At 50.9% G+C, this 17,758-nt stretch carries 15 protein-coding genes; 9 read left to right on the plus strand and 6 right to left on the minus strand.

Annotated elements, in window-relative coordinates; translation table 11 throughout:
• The first annotated feature begins 4 nt into the window (after positions 1-4).
• Both HNR75_RS12055 and HNR75_RS12060 read left to right on the plus strand, forming a co-directional pair.
• Complete coding sequence (locus HNR75_RS12055; RefSeq protein ID WP_188027235.1) at positions 5-691, plus strand: hypothetical protein; 687 nt, start codon at positions 5-7, stop codon at positions 689-691.
• Between the two features lie 48 nt (positions 692-739).
• Positions 740-1,219, plus strand: coding sequence for a LysR family substrate-binding domain-containing protein (locus HNR75_RS12060; RefSeq protein WP_188027348.1), 480 nt, complete (start codon positions 740-742; stop codon positions 1,217-1,219).
• 3 nt (positions 1,220-1,222) lie between these two features.
• Here HNR75_RS12060 and HNR75_RS12065 read toward each other — a convergent pair whose 3' ends face one another.
• Positions 1,223-2,743: a YifB family Mg chelatase-like AAA ATPase gene (locus tag HNR75_RS12065; protein WP_188027236.1), complete on the minus strand. Its 1,521-nt coding sequence runs from the start codon at positions 2,741-2,743 to the stop codon at positions 1,223-1,225.
• Between the two features lie 265 nt (positions 2,744-3,008).
• On the opposite strand from HNR75_RS12065, the gene HNR75_RS12070 reads away from it, so the two are divergent.
• A complete protein-coding gene (locus tag HNR75_RS12070; RefSeq protein ID WP_188027237.1) occupies positions 3,009-3,905 on the plus strand; it encodes an MBL fold metallo-hydrolase in 897 nt (298 codons plus the stop codon).
• A 96-nt stretch (positions 3,906-4,001) separates the two neighbouring features.
• Positions 4,002-4,964 carry a GlxA family transcriptional regulator gene (locus HNR75_RS12075; protein WP_188027238.1) on the plus strand — a complete coding sequence of 321 codons (963 nt, stop codon included), beginning with the start codon at positions 4,002-4,004 and terminating at the stop codon, positions 4,962-4,964.
• A 179-nt stretch (positions 4,965-5,143) separates the two neighbouring features.
• On the opposite strand, the gene HNR75_RS12080 is transcribed toward HNR75_RS12075, so the two are convergent.
• From HNR75_RS12080 to HNR75_RS12095, 4 genes are all read right to left on the minus strand, one after another.
• A complete protein-coding gene (locus tag HNR75_RS12080; RefSeq protein ID WP_188027239.1) occupies positions 5,144-6,493 on the minus strand; it encodes a gluconate:H+ symporter in 1,350 nt (449 codons plus the stop codon).
• 78 nt (positions 6,494-6,571) lie between these two features.
• Positions 6,572-8,539 carry a YjhG/YagF family D-xylonate dehydratase gene (locus HNR75_RS12085; RefSeq protein ID WP_188027240.1) on the minus strand — a complete coding sequence of 656 codons (1,968 nt, stop codon included), beginning with the start codon at positions 8,537-8,539 and terminating at the stop codon, positions 6,572-6,574.
• A 15-nt stretch (positions 8,540-8,554) separates the two neighbouring features.
• Positions 8,555-9,463, minus strand: coding sequence for a dihydrodipicolinate synthase family protein (locus tag HNR75_RS12090; protein WP_188027241.1), 909 nt, complete (start codon positions 9,461-9,463; stop codon positions 8,555-8,557).
• 14 nt (positions 9,464-9,477) lie between these two features.
• Positions 9,478-10,248 carry an IclR family transcriptional regulator gene (locus HNR75_RS12095; protein ID WP_188027242.1) on the minus strand — a complete coding sequence of 257 codons (771 nt, stop codon included), beginning with the start codon at positions 10,246-10,248 and terminating at the stop codon, positions 9,478-9,480.
• A gap of 298 nt (positions 10,249-10,546) precedes the next feature.
• On the opposite strand from HNR75_RS12095, the gene HNR75_RS12100 reads away from it, so the two are divergent.
• Positions 10,547-11,665: a zinc-dependent alcohol dehydrogenase gene (locus HNR75_RS12100; protein ID WP_188027243.1), complete on the plus strand. Its 1,119-nt coding sequence runs from the start codon at positions 10,547-10,549 to the stop codon at positions 11,663-11,665.
• 181 nt (positions 11,666-11,846) lie between these two features.
• A complete protein-coding gene (locus HNR75_RS12105) occupies positions 11,847-12,299 on the plus strand; it encodes a tellurite resistance TerB family protein (protein WP_188027244.1) in 453 nt (150 codons plus the stop codon).
• Here the strand turns inward: HNR75_RS12105 and HNR75_RS12110 are convergent.
• The gene (locus HNR75_RS12110) at positions 12,296-13,246 is read right to left on the minus strand and encodes a sugar-binding transcriptional regulator (RefSeq protein ID WP_188027245.1); all 951 of its coding nucleotides are present in this window, start codon (positions 13,244-13,246) and stop codon (positions 12,296-12,298) included. The two genes, HNR75_RS12105 and HNR75_RS12110, sit on opposite strands and share 4 nt — an antisense overlap.
• A gap of 185 nt (positions 13,247-13,431) precedes the next feature.
• Between HNR75_RS12110 and dalD the strand changes: the two genes are divergently transcribed.
• The 3 genes from dalD to HNR75_RS12125 all read left to right on the plus strand — a co-directional run bounded on the left by dalD (position 13,432) and on the right by HNR75_RS12125 (position 17,701).
• On the plus strand, positions 13,432-14,835 hold the full coding sequence (gene dalD, locus HNR75_RS12115) for a D-arabinitol 4-dehydrogenase (RefSeq protein ID WP_188027246.1): 1,404 nt from the start codon (positions 13,432-13,434) through the stop codon (positions 14,833-14,835).
• Positions 14,836-14,847: 12 nt separating this feature from the next.
• Complete coding sequence (gene xylB, locus HNR75_RS12120; RefSeq protein WP_188027247.1) at positions 14,848-16,314, plus strand: xylulokinase; 1,467 nt, start codon at positions 14,848-14,850, stop codon at positions 16,312-16,314.
• A 94-nt stretch (positions 16,315-16,408) separates the two neighbouring features.
• A complete protein-coding gene (locus HNR75_RS12125) occupies positions 16,409-17,701 on the plus strand; it encodes an MFS transporter (RefSeq protein ID WP_188027248.1) in 1,293 nt (430 codons plus the stop codon).
• The last annotated feature ends 57 nt before the right edge of the window (positions 17,702-17,758 follow it).

Here is a 17,758-nt window from a genome sequence, read left to right on the forward strand (position 1 = left end):
CATTATGCGTCACATCTTTATTCTTCTGGGGTTAATGAGCGCCCCCATGCTGAGCAATGCCAGTGAATTGCCACCGGTAGATGCCGTCATCCACTACACCACCACCGAAACCACGGAAGAAGGTGTGGTCAAAACGCTGAGCTATCAGGACCGCTGGATCCGTGATGGCCAGACTATCTGGAGTGAGCGGCTGATCCCGGCCGGCGTGCGCGCCGAAGCAGAACACAACGAGCACAATGAAATGCAGGCGCCGCATGATCATTTCAACTATCAGACCTCGGCCCAATGGCTGACCCGGAACGCCGATGGCTCGCTGACGCTGAACTATGTCGACCCGGTGCACAAGGCGATTGTCTATTACCCGCCAGGCGAATACGGACAGGCCAGTTTTGTACCGGACTGGACCCTGCATGCCCATATCTTTAAACCGGCTGCGCTGCAGAAGATGACCCGGCTGAACAAGCCCGCTCCCGCCGGTGCGACCTGGTATCAGCAGGAAACCAAGGACACCGAACTGACGCTGTTGTGGTCAGACACGCTGCAGATCCCGCTGTCGCTGGAGAAGAAAGCCAAAAACGGCTTCCACCAGTACCGGATGCAGATTGAACCCGTCCAACAAGCGGCAGCCTCCCGCCCCTGGCTGGCCCTGGCCAAATATGAGAAAAAAGAGGTCAGTGATTTCCTGGACTGAGTACCAGAAAAACGCCTAACCCGATAAACAGCATGCCCCCAGCCGCCGCTGACCGAACAGATCCAGATCCTGGAACATGCCTTAAAGGTAAAACTGTTTGAATGCTCCCGGCGCGGGGCACAGTTAACGCCGATTGGTAAAGCCATCCTGCCCGAAGCGCATAAGCTGCGGGACTATCTGGAACGGCTGGAAATCAAAGATGAGCATGAAATAAAAGTACGCCCGCTCAACCCGACCTATTTCGATATTCTGATGGCCAATTGCCATGACAGCGGCTTCACGCCGCGCATCTTGCACGAAGCCAGAAGCGTGGCTTCTCAGGTCGGTTTGGTGGGCTGTAATCAGGGCATCGCGCTGGTGCCGCTGGCACTGCAGAAAATGGCGCCGGAAAACGTCGTGATCCGGCCACTCAAAGGAAATATCAATGTCACCACCATCTCTGTCGCCTGGAATAGCCACAGAAACCACCCTGCCGTGGCGTCGGTGATCCAATGGATAGAGGCTCATCATCTGCCTGCGCCGGGTTAATGTTCAGATCTGCTGATTGCGCAGCCGCTGGAACAGCCGATCCATCGCCCGGTAGCCCAATGCCTCGATCAGATGCTGCCGCTGGATTTGTGGCTCGCCGGCAATGTCGGCAATGGTGCGCGAGACTTTCAGCAGCTTGTGCCACGCCCGCAGCGACAGCCCCAGCTTGTGGATCGCGTTTTCCAGAAACTGCGCATCCTCGCTCAGCAGTACACAGTCGCGCTCGATCTCACGGCTTTGCAGCAGCGCATTGAGTTTGCCGCTGCGCGCCAGTTGCCGTTCCCGGGTTTGGATCACCCGCGTCCGGATCTGCGCACTGCTTTCGCCCCGTTCGGCTTTCTGGCTCAGGCTGCCTTTCGGCAACAGCGGGATCTCGACGGTTAAATCAAACCGATCCAGAAACGGCCCGGAGAGTTTACCGAGATAACGCAGCACCTGTTCCGGACTGGCCCGCTGCTGATCATCCAAATGCCCGCACGGGCTCGGGTTCATTGCCGCAATCAGTTGAAATCGCGACGGAAACTCCATCTGCCGGGCGGCCCGGGAAATGGTGATCATCCCGGTCTCCAGCGGTTCACGCAGCGAATCCAGCGTTCGGCGTTCAAATTCGGTGAGTTCGTCGAGAAACAGAATGCCATTATGGGCCAGCGAGATTTCGCCGGGACGCGGTTTACTGCCGCCACCCACCAGCGCCACGGAAGAGGCACTGTGATGCGGCGCCCGGTACGGCCGCAGTTTCCAGTTCATCCGGCCAGGATTCAGCCCGCCAATGGAGTGCAGCGCGGCGGTTTGCTGCGCCTCCTCATCGTTCATTTCCGGCAGGATGCCGGGCAGACGGCTGGCCAGCATGCTCTTGCCGGTCCCCGGCGGTCCCATGAACAGCAGATGATGTTGCCCGCTGGCGGCAATTTCCAGGGCGCGTTTACCGGTCTGCTGACCAATCACATCCTGCAAATCGGCCAGCGGCGTCAGATCCGGTTCGTCCGCGACACGCTCAGCAAACACCAGCCCCTGCTGCCCGGCCAGCCAGCCGCAGACTTCCAGCAGGGAAGCACACAGATAGGCACGATATTGACTGATCAGGCTGGCCTCGGCGCCATTCGCCTGCGGCACCACCAGCGTGCGCCCGGCCCGTCCGGCTGCCAGTACCGCCGGCAACACCCCCAGTACCGGGCGGACATCGCCGGTCAATGCCAGCTCACCTAAGAACTCGTATTCCGCCAGTAACGAATCCGGGATCTGTGCCGAGGCAGCGAGAATACCCAGCGCAATCGCCAGATCGAACCGCCCGCCCTCCTTCGGCAGATCGGCCGGCGCCAGGTTGACGGTGATGCGTTTGGCCGGAAATTCAAAATTGCCATTGATCAGCGCACTGCGCACCCGATCGCGGGACTCTTTTACCGAGGCTTCCGGCAAGCCGACGATATTAAACGCCGGCAAACCATTACTGAGATGAACTTCGACAGAGACCAGCGGGGCATCAATCCCCAGACTGGCCCGGCTGTAAACAACGGCAAGTGACATGCAAAACTCCAGATGAAATTTTGCACTGACACTACCCAACGGCTGCCACGAAAAACAGCCGTCAGAAGTGGCGGGAATAGCGCGGGTCAGACCAGAATGACCTGACGTCTTATTACATCACTTTTCTATGACTTAAATCTGGAACAGCAACCAATCAAGAAATGACCCAATATCATCGAATATTGGCCATCAGGCCAATATCTGGTTCAATGCCACGTCTCCATAATAACTTACCTCATCGATAGGAAATAAACTGGAGACAAAGATGCAACTCAGAAAAATGGCCTATGTATTTATGGCATTAACAACCAATCTAACCGCAGCAAACTCATTTGCCGCAGAATCAGTTAAACCGATGACTGATAAAAATTATTCAGTTGTGCAACTACAAGAAATTCGCAATGCGACAGTGAAAATTACTTATGCCGATACGACCTTTTTAATTGATCCCATGCTTTCCAAGAAAGGAACGTATCCCGGATTTGAAAACACTTATCGTAGTGAATTAAGAAATCCGTTAGTTGATCTGCCAATGTCAGAAGACGATGTTCTTAAAGGTGTTGATGCGGTGATTGTTACACATACGCACTTAGATCATTGGGACGATGCGGCGCAGAAACTAATTCCTAAAAATATGCCCTTATTTGCTCAGAATCAGTCTGATGCCGATATCATTCGTAAGCAGGGATTTAAGGATGTTCGCATCCTTGGTACTCATACTGAATTTAGTGGTGTTACCCTCAGTAAGATTGGTGGTCAGCATGGCACAAATAAAATGTACGCTGAGCCGATGGTTGCTAAAAGGCTAGGTGAAGCTATGGGTGTTGTCTTTAAGGCTCCTCACCATAAAACTTTATATCTGGCTGGTGATACCATTTGGCGTCCTGAAGTAGATCAAGCGCTGAATCAATTTAAGCCTGAAATTATAGTTCTAAATGCTGGATACGCACGACTAACAGGATTTGATGACTCTATCATCATGGGAAAAGCTGATGTCCTGAAAGCATCAAAACTGATGCCGAACTCAAAAATTGTTGCTGTTCATATGGATGCAATCAACCACATGAGCCTAACACGCAAAGAACTGAAGCAATTCGTTCATGCTAATAACATCGACAATCATGTCGATATCCCTAAAGATGGTGAAAGCCTGAAGTTTTAACCTAAAAGCCACCTTCGCGGTGGCTTTTGACTGTGATAAGTTTTCTATAATTGTTCAAACCGTAGCTATAGTGCCAACAGTGATTGGATAAATTGAATGTCAGCAATTCGCGTCGTCATTTTAGCCTTTGAAGGGGTAAGCCTCTTTCAGCTTTCCATTCCTGCAATGGCTTTTGGTGTTGTCTATAAACCAGCAGATTTCCCAATCTATGATGTTCAATATTGCTCACAATATCCGGGGCTGCTCTGTAGTGATCAAGGAATTGTCATTGAAGTTAACCATGGGCTTAATGCCATGGATGATGCTGATGTGATTATTATTCCTGCTTGGCCTGATCCCAATATTACAGCCCCAAAAGAGATTATCGATGCATTAAAAAAAGCGCATACAAAAGGGATATTAATTGTTGGGTTATGCCTTGGCGCATTTGTACTCGGAGACGCCGGATTACTTGATGGCCGAGAAGCAACAACGCATTGGATGGCACGTGATATTTTTGCGCAACGTTTTCCTTTGTCTCATTTTCGCCCAGATGTACTTTATGTCGACGATGGGAACATCATTACATCTGCCGGAACTGTCGCGGCAATAGATTGTTGTTTACATTTGGTCAGGCAACGACACGGAGCTGCAGTGTCGAACCGCATAGCCAGATTATTGGTCACACCTCCACACCGGAGTGGTGGGCAAGTGCAGTACATCGAACATCCGATCCCACAGATACCAACCGGAGATCGTCTCGTCAACGTCTTAGAATGGGCTCGGCAACATTTATCTGAGAATTTATCACTAGACTCGTTAGCAGAAGTGGCAAATATGAGTCGCAGAACATTTACTAGACGCTTTAAGGAAACGACCGGAATAACCGTGACACAGTGGCTGAATGCTGAGCGAGTTATGAGAGCGCAGACATTGCTAGAAACAACGGGAATGTCGATAGAAAAAATCGCATATGAGGTGGGGTTTGGGACACCTCTGTCATTTCGTCAGCAATTTAATCATCAGCTAGGAATGCCGCCGTCTGAATATCGGCGTACCTTTTCTCAACAAGTTTTGTAAATCGATAAAACCTGTATGACAAAAACACCGTGATGCGGCGCACGGTACCAGCTTGGAGGAACCAACGGCTGCCATGAAAAACAGCCGTCAGAAGTGGCGGGAAACATGGCAAACCCCGGCTTTCATACCGGGGTTTAGTGTCAACGCTCAGCTACAGTCCGAGATCGCAGCAGATTCCATCAGATAAAGACATTCAATGTCAGTATCGACAGTAAGCCCATGATCGACATGACGGTCGACATCAGGGACCAAGAGAGGAAAGTTTCTTTGGTGGTCAGGCCGAAAAATTCTTTGATCATCCAGAAACTGGCATCGTTGACGTGAGAGAAGATACAAGAGCCAGCACCGGTTGCTAGTGTCACTAACGCTAAATTGGTTCCCGTATGAGTTGCCAGCATTGGAATGACCAAACCGGCGGTTGAGATTGCAGCAACCGTGGCGGAGCCCAGACAGATACGCAGTAATGCTGCAACACTCCAAGCCATCACGAGTGGATTGATATCAACACCCGCAAACATCTGGGCAATATAATCACCCACGCCAGAGTTGATCAGTACTTGCTTGAATGCACCACCACCACCGATGATGAGCAGCAAACCTGCGATACCGGCAATTGCACTACCACAAGAATCCATCAGCTGTTTTACGTCTTTTTCGAGTTTGATACCCATGGTGTATAACGCAAACAGGAAGGAGACCAGCATGGCAATTGTTGCATTCCCCAGGAATTTGATGACAACCAGCAGAAAGCTGTTCTCCACAGCCTGATCCAGATGCATCATTTGAATCATAGTGGCAATCGCCATCAAACCAACAGGCAGCATTGCCGTCAGGAAACTGATACCAAAACCTGGCATTTCTTCATCAGTGAACGATTTCTGAGTGCCTAATGATGAAATACTGCCTGCTTTGGTGAATGCATCCGGAATCATCTTTTTACAAACTTTATTCAGGATTGGACCACTGATCAGGAAGGTTGGAATACCAGTCAGCAGACCATAGATCAGCACTTTACCGATATCCGCACCATACTCACCGGCAATCACTGTTGGGCCAGGATGTGGAGGTAAGAACCCGTGCGCTACAATCAAGCCGGATGTCATCGGAACGCACATATACATCGGAGAGATTTTTGCTTCTTTAGAAATTGCAAAGATGATCGGAATTAACAAAATCAAACCGACTTCGAAGAACAGCGCGATCCCAACGATGAAAGAAGAAAACACAACCGCCCACTCCAGTCGTTTTTCTCCGAAAAAGTCTAATAAGGTTAATGCAATGCGTTGTGCTGCACCCGCGTCGGCTAATAAGCGACCAAGCATTACCCCAAAACCAAAGATAAGTGCGATATGACCAAGTGTTCCGCCTAACCCTGACTCAATCGTTTTCACTATTTTTTCGGATTCCATTCCGGTTGCAAGTGCGACCCCAATAGAAACCAGGATTAAGCTGATAAACGTATTTAGTTTTACTTTTATGGTTAGAAATAAAAGTAATGCGATGCCTATGGCAACGATGACTAATGGCATATGTACCTCTCAGATATATTTATAAATGTGTTGTGTGTTTTTTCAGGGTCTCGCGAAAAGACCCTGGGATTTTTAAAATCATTTATTACCTGGAATATGAGATAGAAAATGCCTGCTGATCGCTTCTACGTCATAAATGCATCCACGCCATGTTCCTCCACTGGCTGCTTGTAATAGCGCCCATAAACGGGTGTCTTCGGGTAAATCTGGATCAGGCGCTAACTCAGGGTGAGATGTGCGACTCTGTAATTCTTTCGCGCCATCTTCAGGGGTTAAAAGATGGTTTTCGTCAGAGCCAAGGAAGTTGACCGAGCCCTCTAATTTCACGCAATCGACGACTATTTCGACGATGTCACCATCGCGTAATTTGCCGATTGGGCCGTCGGCCAATGCCTCCGGACCGACGTGACCAATACAGGCGCCGGTTGATACACCAGAAAAACGGGCATCGGTGATCAGGGAGACATGTTTGCCGTAAGACAAATGCTTCAGAGCACTGGTCACCTGATAAGTTTCTTCCATCCCGGTACCGGAAGGACCGGTGCCAATGATGACCAGAATATCGCCGGCTTTGACTTTCTCATGTTTGATGTCAAAAACAGCTGCTTTTTCAGAGGTGAAGACTTTAATCTTACCCTGATGACGATAGACACCATCTGCACCAATCACGCTTGGATCAATCGCGGTAGATTTAATCACCGAACCTTCAGGGGCAATATTTCCGACCGGGAACGTAATGGTGGACGTCAGCCCTTTATCTCGCGCGAGAGACTGGCTCATGATGACGGAGTCCGGATCGATATGGTCACGTTCACGCAAAATCGACCTGAACTTCTGACGTCGTTCCGATTTCTCCCACCAGTCGAGATTTTCTTTGACCGTCTGGCCGGTCACGGTCAATGCATCTTCATGCAACAGACCGAGTTTACGCAGATGCAACATCACTTCCGGAACGCCACCTGCCATAAAGGCACGAACCGTTGGGTGGTTAATCGGGCCGTTCGGGATCACGCTGACCAAGCGTGGTACTTCTTTATTGATTCGGGTCCAGTCATCCACGGTTGGGATCCGGCATCCGGCCTGATGCGCAATGGCTGGAATATGCAACAGCAGATTCGTTGAGCCACCAAAGGCGGCATGCACAATCATCGCATTCTCAATCGCTTTATTGGTGAGAATATCTTTGGTGGTGATGCCCTTAGATTGCAATAGCAGCGCCGCTTTCGCAGAAGCTTTGGCTATATCTACCCATACGGCTTCACCAGAAGGTGCCAATGCGGAGTGAGGTAATGCCAGGCCCAAACCTTCGGCAACAACCTGCGAGGTACCAGCTGTGCCCAGAAACTGGCAGCCGCCACCGGATGAAGCACAAGCAGAACAGCCTAAACGGCAGGCATCATTCAAAGAGAGTTCGCCATTGGCAAAGCGAGTGCCGATGGTTTGGACTTTCCCGTTATCTTCACCATCGATAGCCGGGAGTGTTGAACCGCCAGGGATCAGGACGGTGGATTTATTATGCTGTGAGGCCAACGCCATCATGGTTGCTGGCAGCCCTTTATCGCAACTGGCAACACCAATCACTGCTTTGCAGGTTGGCAGAGAACGGATCAGTCGACGCATGACCATGGCCGCATCATTGCGGTATGGCAGTGAATCAAACATCCCGGTAGTGCCTTGCGTGCGGCCATCACATGGATCAGACACATAAACGGCATAAGGCACGCCTTGCTGACCAGTAATTTCATCCGCTGCCGCCTTCAATTGAATGTCCAGCTCGTAGTGGCCCTGATGCAGCGCTAACGCTGTTGGTTTCCCGTCCGGATTGCGCATTCCACCCAATGTGCTGAGCAACAGAACTTCCGTACCAAGCAGCTTCTCTGGCTGCCATCCCATTCCGGCATTCATCGTCATGCCGAAAATATCGCCACTCGGCAGATTCATCAGCATGTCTGGGGTCAGTGGTAAAGCGCCGTCCGGACCAGCGGCCTGAGTTTTTACCTGATAAATAGATTCATCAGAGGGATTATAAAGATTATCCAAATTCATCGATGACTCTCCGCTTTATTTCAGAATGCCGTGAGATAATAAAAATTGTTTCAATTTTGACTTCATTTCATCCGTCGGTTGCTGGGTTGGAGGAAGACAATAGGTATTAATTGGCAGACCTTTGAGTTTCATGGCCTCTTTGATTAAGGCAATAAATGGCGTATCCAAACCATAAACGCTCGGCATTTGAATCAGTTTTTTATGCATTTCAGCCGCTGTTTTTAAATCACCCTGTTGAAATGCCTGATAAATACCTACTGATAATTCAGGTGCGAAATTAATGCTTGCAGTAATAGAACCATCACCACCTAGCAGTAAAGTACTCAATAAATGATCGTCATAACCGCAGAGCACTGAAAAATCCGGCCTCACTTCTTTTACGATATTAATCATATTTCTGATATGAGTGACACTGTCGATTGTGTCTTTAATACCAACAATGTTGTTGTGTTTGAGTGCCAGATTTTTTACGAACTCTGGGGTTAGATCCTGACCAGTTAGTAACGGGAAGTTATATAGCAAGACTGGAAGATCAGTCGCAGAGGCAATGCTCTGGAAATAATGTAGCAGATTTTTTTCTGTAACCTTCCAATAGAAAGGATTAATCACAACAACAGCATCTGCACCTGATTTTTCGGCATGCTTTGTTAACTCAACAGCTTCTCTTGTATTTGTAGAGCCAACACCAATTAATACCGGAACACGATGGGCAGTCACCTCAATGGCCGCTTCGGCTAATTTCATTCGCTCAACATGATTCATTTGCGAGAATTCGCCACCACTTCCCAAATAGAACAACCCGTTAACACCTGAGGTTATCAGATAGTCTGCAATTGCTTTAGTCGCTGTATAATCTATATTCCCTGTATTATCAAAAGCGGATGAAACAGGGGGAATCACACCAGAAAATTTTTTAATACTCATACTAATCTGCCTTTTCAAATAAACGGCTTACGATAGCCAAGACCATAAGATATTGTTTTTGCACTATTCAGCAAGCAATCAAGATATTTCGCCCGATGTTTTACAGAGAAGGTTTCTGTGGTTCCGGAAATGGAAATCGCATAACTAACTCTGCCGTAGATATCAAACACAGGCGCACCTAAACAAATCACACCATCTTTAGATTCTTCATTATCAATTGCCCATCCTTGCATCTTTGTTTTTAAAAGCTCGGATTTAAAGGTTGGAATGTCTGTAATTGTTTTATCCGTGTATCTATTCATGTATATATTATTGACATAATGATCTATTTCATCATCCCTCATCCATGCCAATAATGCTTTTCCTAGAGCTGTTGCATGTAATGTTAATTTCTTTCCTATCCAACTTTCCTGGGTTGGCACAGATGATGGGCATTCAATTTTGTCCAGATATATAGCGTGGTGATTTTCAATAACGCCCAGATGACAAATCAGTCCGGCCTGAATTGAAAGCTCTTGCATTGGCCTTCTTGTTATTTCAAATAAATTCTTTTTATGAAATGATTGACAACCCAATTCGTATATCTTTAATCCAAGGACATATTTATTTCGGTCATTTTTAACAAGCAAACCACAATCAATCATTATCTCCAGGAGAACTAAAGCACTGCTTTTTGGTAATTCTATTTTTGCAACAATTTCACTGAATGTTGCAGAACCAACACGTCCAATATAAGTCAGTATTTTGTCTGCCCGAATCAGCGAGGTGCCACCTTTAGTTCCCATTCATTCAACTCCTGTTAATTAACCAGAGTAGATGCTTCTATTTAAATCTACTCAGTAAAAATAAAAAATACTTTGTACAGCATGCTGAACCAAAATGTTGAGATACCATCCACAAAGTGATTCTTTTGAATTTTCATTTGTTAGTATGAATAAAAGAAAACAGCCATGAATAGCCAGTTAATGTAATCGCTTTTTTCGCTGATTTTTGTTTTTATGTATTTTTGTGATCTGCTTCAAATAAATGCGAGATTTGTATTTCTTGTTCAAAAGTTAATTTTTTATTTTTAAGGAGAAACATATGAACAATATCCCGAAAACCTCTCATGCTGCAGTATTAAAACAGCCACGAGAAATCAAAGTCGAATCTTTCAATATTCCTGAGATTGGCCCGGATGAGATGCTGGTGCGAGTCGAAGGATGTGGGATTTGTGGTACAGACGTTCATGAATATAACCGGGATCCATTTAACCTGGCACCAGTGGTATTGGGGCACGAAGGTACCGGGCGAATCGTCAAACTTGGCTCGAATATCAAGGCCGACTCTTCCGGCGTAGCCGTAAAAGAAGGGGATGCGATCGTTACCAGCGTTTTACTCTGTGGGCATTGCGAACCCTGCCGCACGCAACCGGCGAGAAATAATCTGTGTGAAAATCTGGGTCTTTACGGGCTGATGCCTGACGATGATAAGTATCGCCTGAATGGCTGGTTTTCCGAATATATCGTGATCCGACCAAACAGTTCATTCTTCGTTGTGAATGACATGAATCTAGAACAACGCCTGCTGATTGAACCGGCAGCAGTTGTAGTTCATTCGCTGGAAAGAGCGAAATCGACCGGTCTCTTAAAGTTCAACAGTAAAGTCCTTGTTCAGGGATGTGGCCCGATTGGTCTGTTACAGATTGCGGTGTTGCGAACCATGGGCATTGAAAACATTATTGCCTTAGACAGTAACGTCAAGCGTCTGGAATTTGCAAAATCAATGGGCGCGAATACCACGATGAATGTTGCTGATTATCCAAAACTGGATGATCTCGTGGCAGCGATTAAAGACATGACTGCTGGTGTAGGGGTTGATTTTGCGTTCCAGTGCACTGGTGTGCCACAAGCGGCTGCCAACGTCTGGAAATTTATCAAACGGGGTGGTGGGTTATGTGAAGTGGGCTTTTTCATCAACAACGGTGAATGCAGTATTAATCCTCATTTCGATATTTGTAATAAAGAGATTGTTGTGACTGGTTCATGGGCTTACAGCCTGCAGGATTATCCGGTCACGATGGATTTTATCCGTCGTGCAATCGGTATTGGTTTGCCTCTGGAAACTCTGGTGACACACCAGTTTCCGTTGGATCAGCTGGATGAAGCAATGCAGGTGAATATCCGGCAGGAAGGGATCAAAATTGCTTATGTTGCCAACTAGGCAACTAACCGGCTTCCTTTTAGCTTCCAGATGTAACGATAAGACCCGGCGAGAAAAGCCGGGTTTTTTAAGGGGAACCGGAATACAGTTACGCTCCCGGTATCGCATCACATTTTATCCTCTTGATTTCCAGCGCAGCTGCACAGAAGATGGACGGGTTAAATCAGTAACGAGGTCAGTTATGCTTGCTCTATTACGTTCGCTGTTCCGGGAAATGATGCCGGGCCATAACGGTATGGATACCGCAGACAATGCCGCGATTCAGCTGGCGACGGCTTCCTTGCTGTGTGAGGTATCCCGGGCGGATAATCATCTCGATGCCAGGGAAGAAAAAGCCAAAATTCATCTGCTGACTCACCTGCTGGATATTGATGATACGGCCGCGCAGGCCCTGCTGAACCAGGCCCGGCACAAAAGCGAAAACGCGGTCTCGCTATTTGATTTCACCAACAAATTACGGGCATTGGAGCAGGCGGAGCGCTTTGAACTGATCAAGGCGATGTGGCAGGTCGCCTACGCCGATGGCCATCTGGACCCGCAGGAAGAGGCGGTGATCCGTCAGGTGGCGGATCTGATTTATCTGGATCACCCGGAGTTCATCCGCGCCAAGCTGACGGTATTGCAGACGACTTAATCGCCGCTCAGCAGGTAATTCGCGGTATCCTCGTCGGTCACCAGACCGGCCAGCCAGCCTCCCTGCAACACGGCCTTGATCGCCTGATGTTTTTCCCGGCCACCGGCAAACGCGATGATATTCCGCTGCGTATGCGGTTGCAGCAGCATGCTGGTCAGACGCTCATTGAGCTCGCACTCAATCCGGGATCCATCTTCGGCAATGAAATGTCCCAGCACTTCCGCAATCACATGTTCCCGTTTCAGTAGCTGTAATTGCTCGTCGGAGATAAACCCGTCCTGACGTAACGGGCACACCTCATTCACCTGGCCGATACCGATAAAGGCGACGTCGGCCTGTTCGGCCCGCTCAATCACAGCCTGATAGATACGGTGACTGCGCCACAGCACACCGTCTTCCCGGCTGTCCGCAAACATCGGCGCCGGCAAGATGAAATATTTCCCCTGGGTTTTTTCCGCCATCCGCAGCGGCACATCGTAGCGGGTACATGAGCCATCCGAGGCTATGGCACCAATCAGCGAGACACAGGTATGCTGCGGCCGTTCCATGTCCGGCAAGGCATCGATGGCCGCCCGCAAGAGCCGTCCCGACCCTACCGCCACCGTCAGCGCCGTTTCCGAACGCAGATAATGCAGCATCGTCTCGGCACCGGACACCGCGATCAGACGGCCAATCGACACCTCGTCCAGCCCGGCCGAAGGCACAACATGACACTCGCGCAGACCAAAGCGTTTTTGCAGCGCCGTGGCCAGATCCATGCAATCCGCGATCGGGTGCGAAATGCTGACACCAACGATCTGCTGCTCCGAAGCCAGCGCTACCAGGCGCTGCGCGGCCTGGCGTGACACCCCCAGAATATCCGCGATCTCGTTTTGTGTCTTGCCGGCCACGTAATACAGCCAGGCCGCCCGGGCCGCCTGATCCAGCTTGCGATCATGTTTGCTCATCGTCTTCCCCGCCCTCGTTCTTTTGACCGGATTTTACCCCGAAGCAGAGCGGGAATTCAGTTTATTTCAAAAAATGTGATCAAAAGACCAGTTAATGGGCAAATATTCAAATAATCTACACTCAATTCGAGCAAAAGCCCTCGATAAGAGCAAATAATCAAAATCACAACAGCAAGGAGTTCAACATGGATAACCAACAACAACGTGTATGGATGCATATCGGTGCCGGCTCTTTCCATCGTGCCCATCAGGCCTGGTATCTGCACCGTCTGCTGATGCAGGGTGATACCCGCTGGTCCATCGCGCTGGGCAATATCCGCAATGATGCCAATGCACTGCTGACCGCATTAGAAAAACAGAACGGTGAATACATTCTGGAAACCGTGTCACCGGCCGGTGAGCGGAAATACGAGCGCGTCACTTCCATCAAGAAAGTGCTGCCATGGGATGAACAGCTGTCTGCGCTGGTCGCTCAGGGCGCCGCGACGGAAACCGGCGTAATCAGCTTTACCGTGACCGAAGGTGGTTACTATCTGGATACCGAACACAAACTGGATCCGAAAAATCCGGATATCCAGGCCGATCTGCTGGGTGAAGCCCGCACCATTTACGGCACCCTGGATCGCATTCTGCGCCAGCGTATCAAGCAGAAATCCGGTCCGGTGACTCTGCTGAACTGCGATAACCTGCGCCACAACGGCGAACGCTTCCGCAACGGTTTCCTGGCCTTCCTGGCACTGAAAGGCGACATGGCGATGCTGGATTGGGTGAAAAATTTCACCTCCTCGCCAAACACCATGGTGGACCGTATCACGCCGCGTCCGACCGCCGACATTGCGCCGCGCGTTGAGGAAAAAACCGGCTTCAAGGATCTGGCGCCGCTGATGGGCGAATCCTTCATTCAGTGGGTGATCGAAGATGATTTCATTGCCGGCCGTCCGGCGCTGGAAGAGGTCGGCGTGGAAATGGTGAAATCCGTGCTGCCGTGGGAAGAAGCCAAAATCCGTATTCTGAATGCCAGCCACAGCTGCATCGCCTGGGCCGGCACCCTGATCGGTCTGAGCTACATTCATGAAAGTACCCAGACCCAATCCATCTGTGAAATGGCCTGGGAATATGTCACGCAGGATGTCATCCCGTCGCTGACCCCAAGTCCGCTGGATCTGGACGCCTATCGCGACGTGGTGCTCGACCGTTTCCGCAACCCCTACATCCTGGACACCAACCAGCGTGTAGCCGCTGACGGCTTATCCAAGATCCCGGGCATGATCGCGCCGACCCTGATCGAATGCTACAACCGCGGCCAGATCCCACGTGCTACTGCAGTATTGCCGGCACTGTTCTTCCTGTTCATGGAACGCTGGCATGAAGGCGACCTGCCTTACACCTATCAGGACGGCATTCTGGATGCGAACGCAATGCATGCCCGCTTCAGCGCCGCCGATCCGCTGGCCGAATTTGCCCGGGATGAAGCCCTGTTTGGTCCGCTGGCCGGCAAGCCGAATTTCGAGCAATTACTGCGTGATACCGTGCAGAGCCTGCGCACCTGGATCACGCTGCAAACCAATGAAACTGTTGTCAGTCAGTAAGGAAGAAACGTCATGTATCTGGGTCTTGATGCAGGAACATCCGAAATTAAAGGCGTGGTGATTGACGAGAAGGGGAACCTGCTGGCAAGTGCAGGTGAACCCCTCACCGTTCAGCGCCCACATCCACACTGGTCGGAACAGGATCCGGCACAGTGGTGGCAGGCCACGCAACAGGTGATCTCCCGTCTGCGGCAGAAAACCGGTGAACGCTGGCCACTGATTAAAGCCATCGGCTTATCCGGACAGATGCACGGTGCCGTGCTGTTAAGCCGGGATGGCAAGGTACTGCGCCCGGCCATTCTCTGGAATGATACCCGCAGCGCCGAAGAGTGCCGTCTGCTCACCGAACAGGCCAGAATGCTGCACGACATCGCCGGGAATCTGGCCATGCCCGGCTTCACCGCACCGAAACTGCTCTGGGTTGCCCGCAATGAGCCGGAAATCTTCGCTCAGGTCGATACCGTCCTGCTGCCGAAAGATTATCTGCGCTGGATGATAAGCGGCGAGAAGATCAGTGACATGTCCGATGCCGCCGGCACCTTATGGCTGGATGTGGCAAAACGCGACTGGTCTGACGATCTGCTGGCGGCCTGTGGCCTGACCCGCGACAACATGCCGCGGCTGGCCGAAGGCAGTGAACCCGCTGGAACACTGAAAGCGGAAATTGCCCGTGAATGGGGTCTGAAAGATAACGTCGTGATTGCTGGCGGTGGTGGTGACAATGCCGCCAGTGCCGTGGGTATCGGCGCCGTCAACTCAGGGGACGCCTTTGTCTCTCTGGGTACCTCCGGGGTGTTGTTTGCGGTGAATGATCGCTACCGTCCCAACCCGAAATCGGCGGTACACGCCTTCTGTCACGCCCTGCCGCAGCGCTGGCATCAGATGAGCGTGATGCTGACCGCCGCCAGTGCCCTGCGCTGGTTATGTCAGCTCCTCAATACCAACGAGACGACCCTGCTGGCGGAAGTGGCCACGCTCAGCCAGTCCGAACAGCAGCAGTCACCGCTGTTCCTGCCTTACCTGTCCGGTGAGAGAACGCCGCACAATGATCCGCAGGCCTGCGGGGTGTTTCATGGTCTGACACATGCCACCAACCGTGCCATGCTGGGTTATGCCGTACTCGAGGGCGTGACCTTCGGTATTGCCGATGGTCTGGCCGTGCTGGAAGAGGCCGGTACCACACTGGAAGAGTGTTCACTGATCGGTGGCGGCTCGCGCAGTCCGTGGTGGGCGCAGCTGATTGCCGACACGCTGAATCTGCCCATCGTGACCCACATCGGCGGGGAAGCCGGTGGCGCCCTGGGTGCCGCCCGCCTCGGCTGGCTGGCGACCGGTGGCCCTGAAGCCGAGGTCTGTAAAAAACCCGACATTCTGCATCGTTACATCCCCGATGCTGTCCGTCATCAGCAACTGATGCCTCGTCTGAAACATTTCCGTCTGTTGTATCAGCAGCAGGTTGCAGCGAGAACACAGTTGTAGGCAACAACCGTAGTCCCCGCCCGGGAAGGGCGGGTTTACAGCAGTTTATCCAACACACTTACATCTGACGCCATGGCGTGAGAGGAGCTTTGCTATGCAATCACAAAGTAGTCATTGGTTTGGTCTGCCCAAAATGCTGTTCTGGGGCTATATCGCCATCGCCATCTTTATGAGTGGTGATGGTTTTGAAATGGCGTTCTTATCGAAACATATTACCGATCTCGGATTTACGCCGGCACAGTCTGCCCTGGTATTCACCGTGTACGGCTTTGCCGCCGCGCTGGCCGCCTGGAGCTCAGGGGTCGTCGCGGAAATCATTACCCCGCAGAAAGCGATGAAAATCGGTTTTGTCATGTGGGTCATCATGCACGCGCTGTTCATGACGCTGGGTCTGGGATTAAAAAGCTATCCCTTGATGCTGCTGTTCTACGGTATCCGTGGTCTGGCCTATCCGCTGTTTATCTACTCTTTCGTCATGCTGATCGTGCAGACCGTACCGAAACAGCAGGTATCTTCTGCCATGGGCTGGTTCTGGGCGATGTACTCCATCGGCATCGGTTGTGTCGGTAGCTATCTGCCCAGCTTCACGATCCCGGCGATAGGCGAACGCGGTACCCTGTGGTTTGCGATTGCCTGGGTCATGATGGGCGGTCTGATTGCCATGTTCTGCCTGCGTCATGTCGGCGGAGAAAGTGAAAAAGCCAACCTCTCGACCAAAGAGAAGATCACCGAACTGACCCGGGCCGTGACCATTCTGTACACCAACAAGAATATTTTCCTGGCCTGCCTGATCCGCATCATCAACACCATCTCCCTGTTCGGTTTCGCGGTGATCATGCCGATGCTGTTCGTGGGCCGTCTGGGCTTCACGATGCCGGAATGGCTGCAGATCTGGGCCATCTTCTTCTTCGTCACCATCTTTACCAACATAATGTGGGGCGTGCTGGGCGAGTATATCGGCTGGATGCGTCAGGTGCGCTGGTTCGGCTGTATCGGCTGTGCCATCGCCAGTCTGATGTTCTACTACCTGCCGGTGACCTATGGTCATAACTTCTGGGTTGCCGCTATTCCGGCCGTCGTGTTCGGCATCACCGTCGCCGCCTTCGTACCGATGACCGCCGTGTTCCCGGCACTGGAACCACACCACAAAGGCGCCGCGATCTCCATCTATAACCTTTCTGCCGGTCTGAGTAACTTCGTGGCCCCGGCCATTGCCTCTGTGGCGCTGCCGTTCGTGGATATTGAAGGTGTCGTCTGGATTTACACCGGTCTGTATCTGTTCGCTGCCGTCCTGACGGTGATCATCAAGGTCGACCAGCCGGCACGGGAATCGCTGACGCAGCCAAAACAGAATGCCGCATACGAGGATGCATTAGATCCACTTTAAGTTGTCACGGCGCCATGCCGCCATGCATGGCGCCGGTAAAAATTTGTCTTAATCTAT

The sequence above is a fragment of the Tolumonas osonensis genome, from assembly GCF_014202415.1.
Classification (GTDB): domain Bacteria; phylum Pseudomonadota; class Gammaproteobacteria; order Enterobacterales; family Aeromonadaceae; genus Tolumonas; species Tolumonas osonensis.

Excerpts from the sequence above, each read along its gene's own strand:
- HNR75_RS12055 (WP_188027235.1), top strand. The coding sequence starts at position 5 with ATGCGTCACATCTTTATTCTTCTGGGGTTAATGAGCGCCCCCATGCTG.
- HNR75_RS12065 (WP_188027236.1), bottom strand. The coding sequence starts at position 2,743 with ATGTCACTTGCCGTTGTTTACAGCCGGGCCAGTCTGGGGATTGATGCC.
- HNR75_RS12070 (WP_188027237.1), top strand. The coding sequence starts at position 3,009 with ATGCAACTCAGAAAAATGGCCTATGTATTTATGGCATTAACAACCAAT.
- HNR75_RS12075 (WP_188027238.1), top strand. The coding sequence starts at position 4,002 with ATGTCAGCAATTCGCGTCGTCATTTTAGCCTTTGAAGGGGTAAGCCTC.
- HNR75_RS12080 (WP_188027239.1), bottom strand. The coding sequence starts at position 6,493 with ATGCCATTAGTCATCGTTGCCATAGGCATCGCATTACTTTTATTTCTA.
- HNR75_RS12085 (WP_188027240.1), bottom strand. The coding sequence starts at position 8,539 with ATGAATTTGGATAATCTTTATAATCCCTCTGATGAATCTATTTATCAG.
- HNR75_RS12090 (WP_188027241.1), bottom strand. The coding sequence starts at position 9,463 with ATGAGTATTAAAAAATTTTCTGGTGTGATTCCCCCTGTTTCATCCGCT.
- HNR75_RS12095 (WP_188027242.1), bottom strand. The coding sequence starts at position 10,248 with ATGGGAACTAAAGGTGGCACCTCGCTGATTCGGGCAGACAAAATACTG.
- HNR75_RS12100 (WP_188027243.1), top strand. The coding sequence starts at position 10,547 with ATGAACAATATCCCGAAAACCTCTCATGCTGCAGTATTAAAACAGCCA.
- HNR75_RS12105 (WP_188027244.1), top strand. The coding sequence starts at position 11,847 with ATGCTTGCTCTATTACGTTCGCTGTTCCGGGAAATGATGCCGGGCCAT.
- HNR75_RS12110 (WP_188027245.1), bottom strand. The coding sequence starts at position 13,246 with ATGAGCAAACATGATCGCAAGCTGGATCAGGCGGCCCGGGCGGCCTGG.
- dalD (WP_188027246.1), top strand. The coding sequence starts at position 13,432 with ATGGATAACCAACAACAACGTGTATGGATGCATATCGGTGCCGGCTCT.
- xylB (WP_188027247.1), top strand. The coding sequence starts at position 14,848 with ATGTATCTGGGTCTTGATGCAGGAACATCCGAAATTAAAGGCGTGGTG.
- HNR75_RS12125 (WP_188027248.1), top strand. The coding sequence starts at position 16,409 with ATGCAATCACAAAGTAGTCATTGGTTTGGTCTGCCCAAAATGCTGTTC.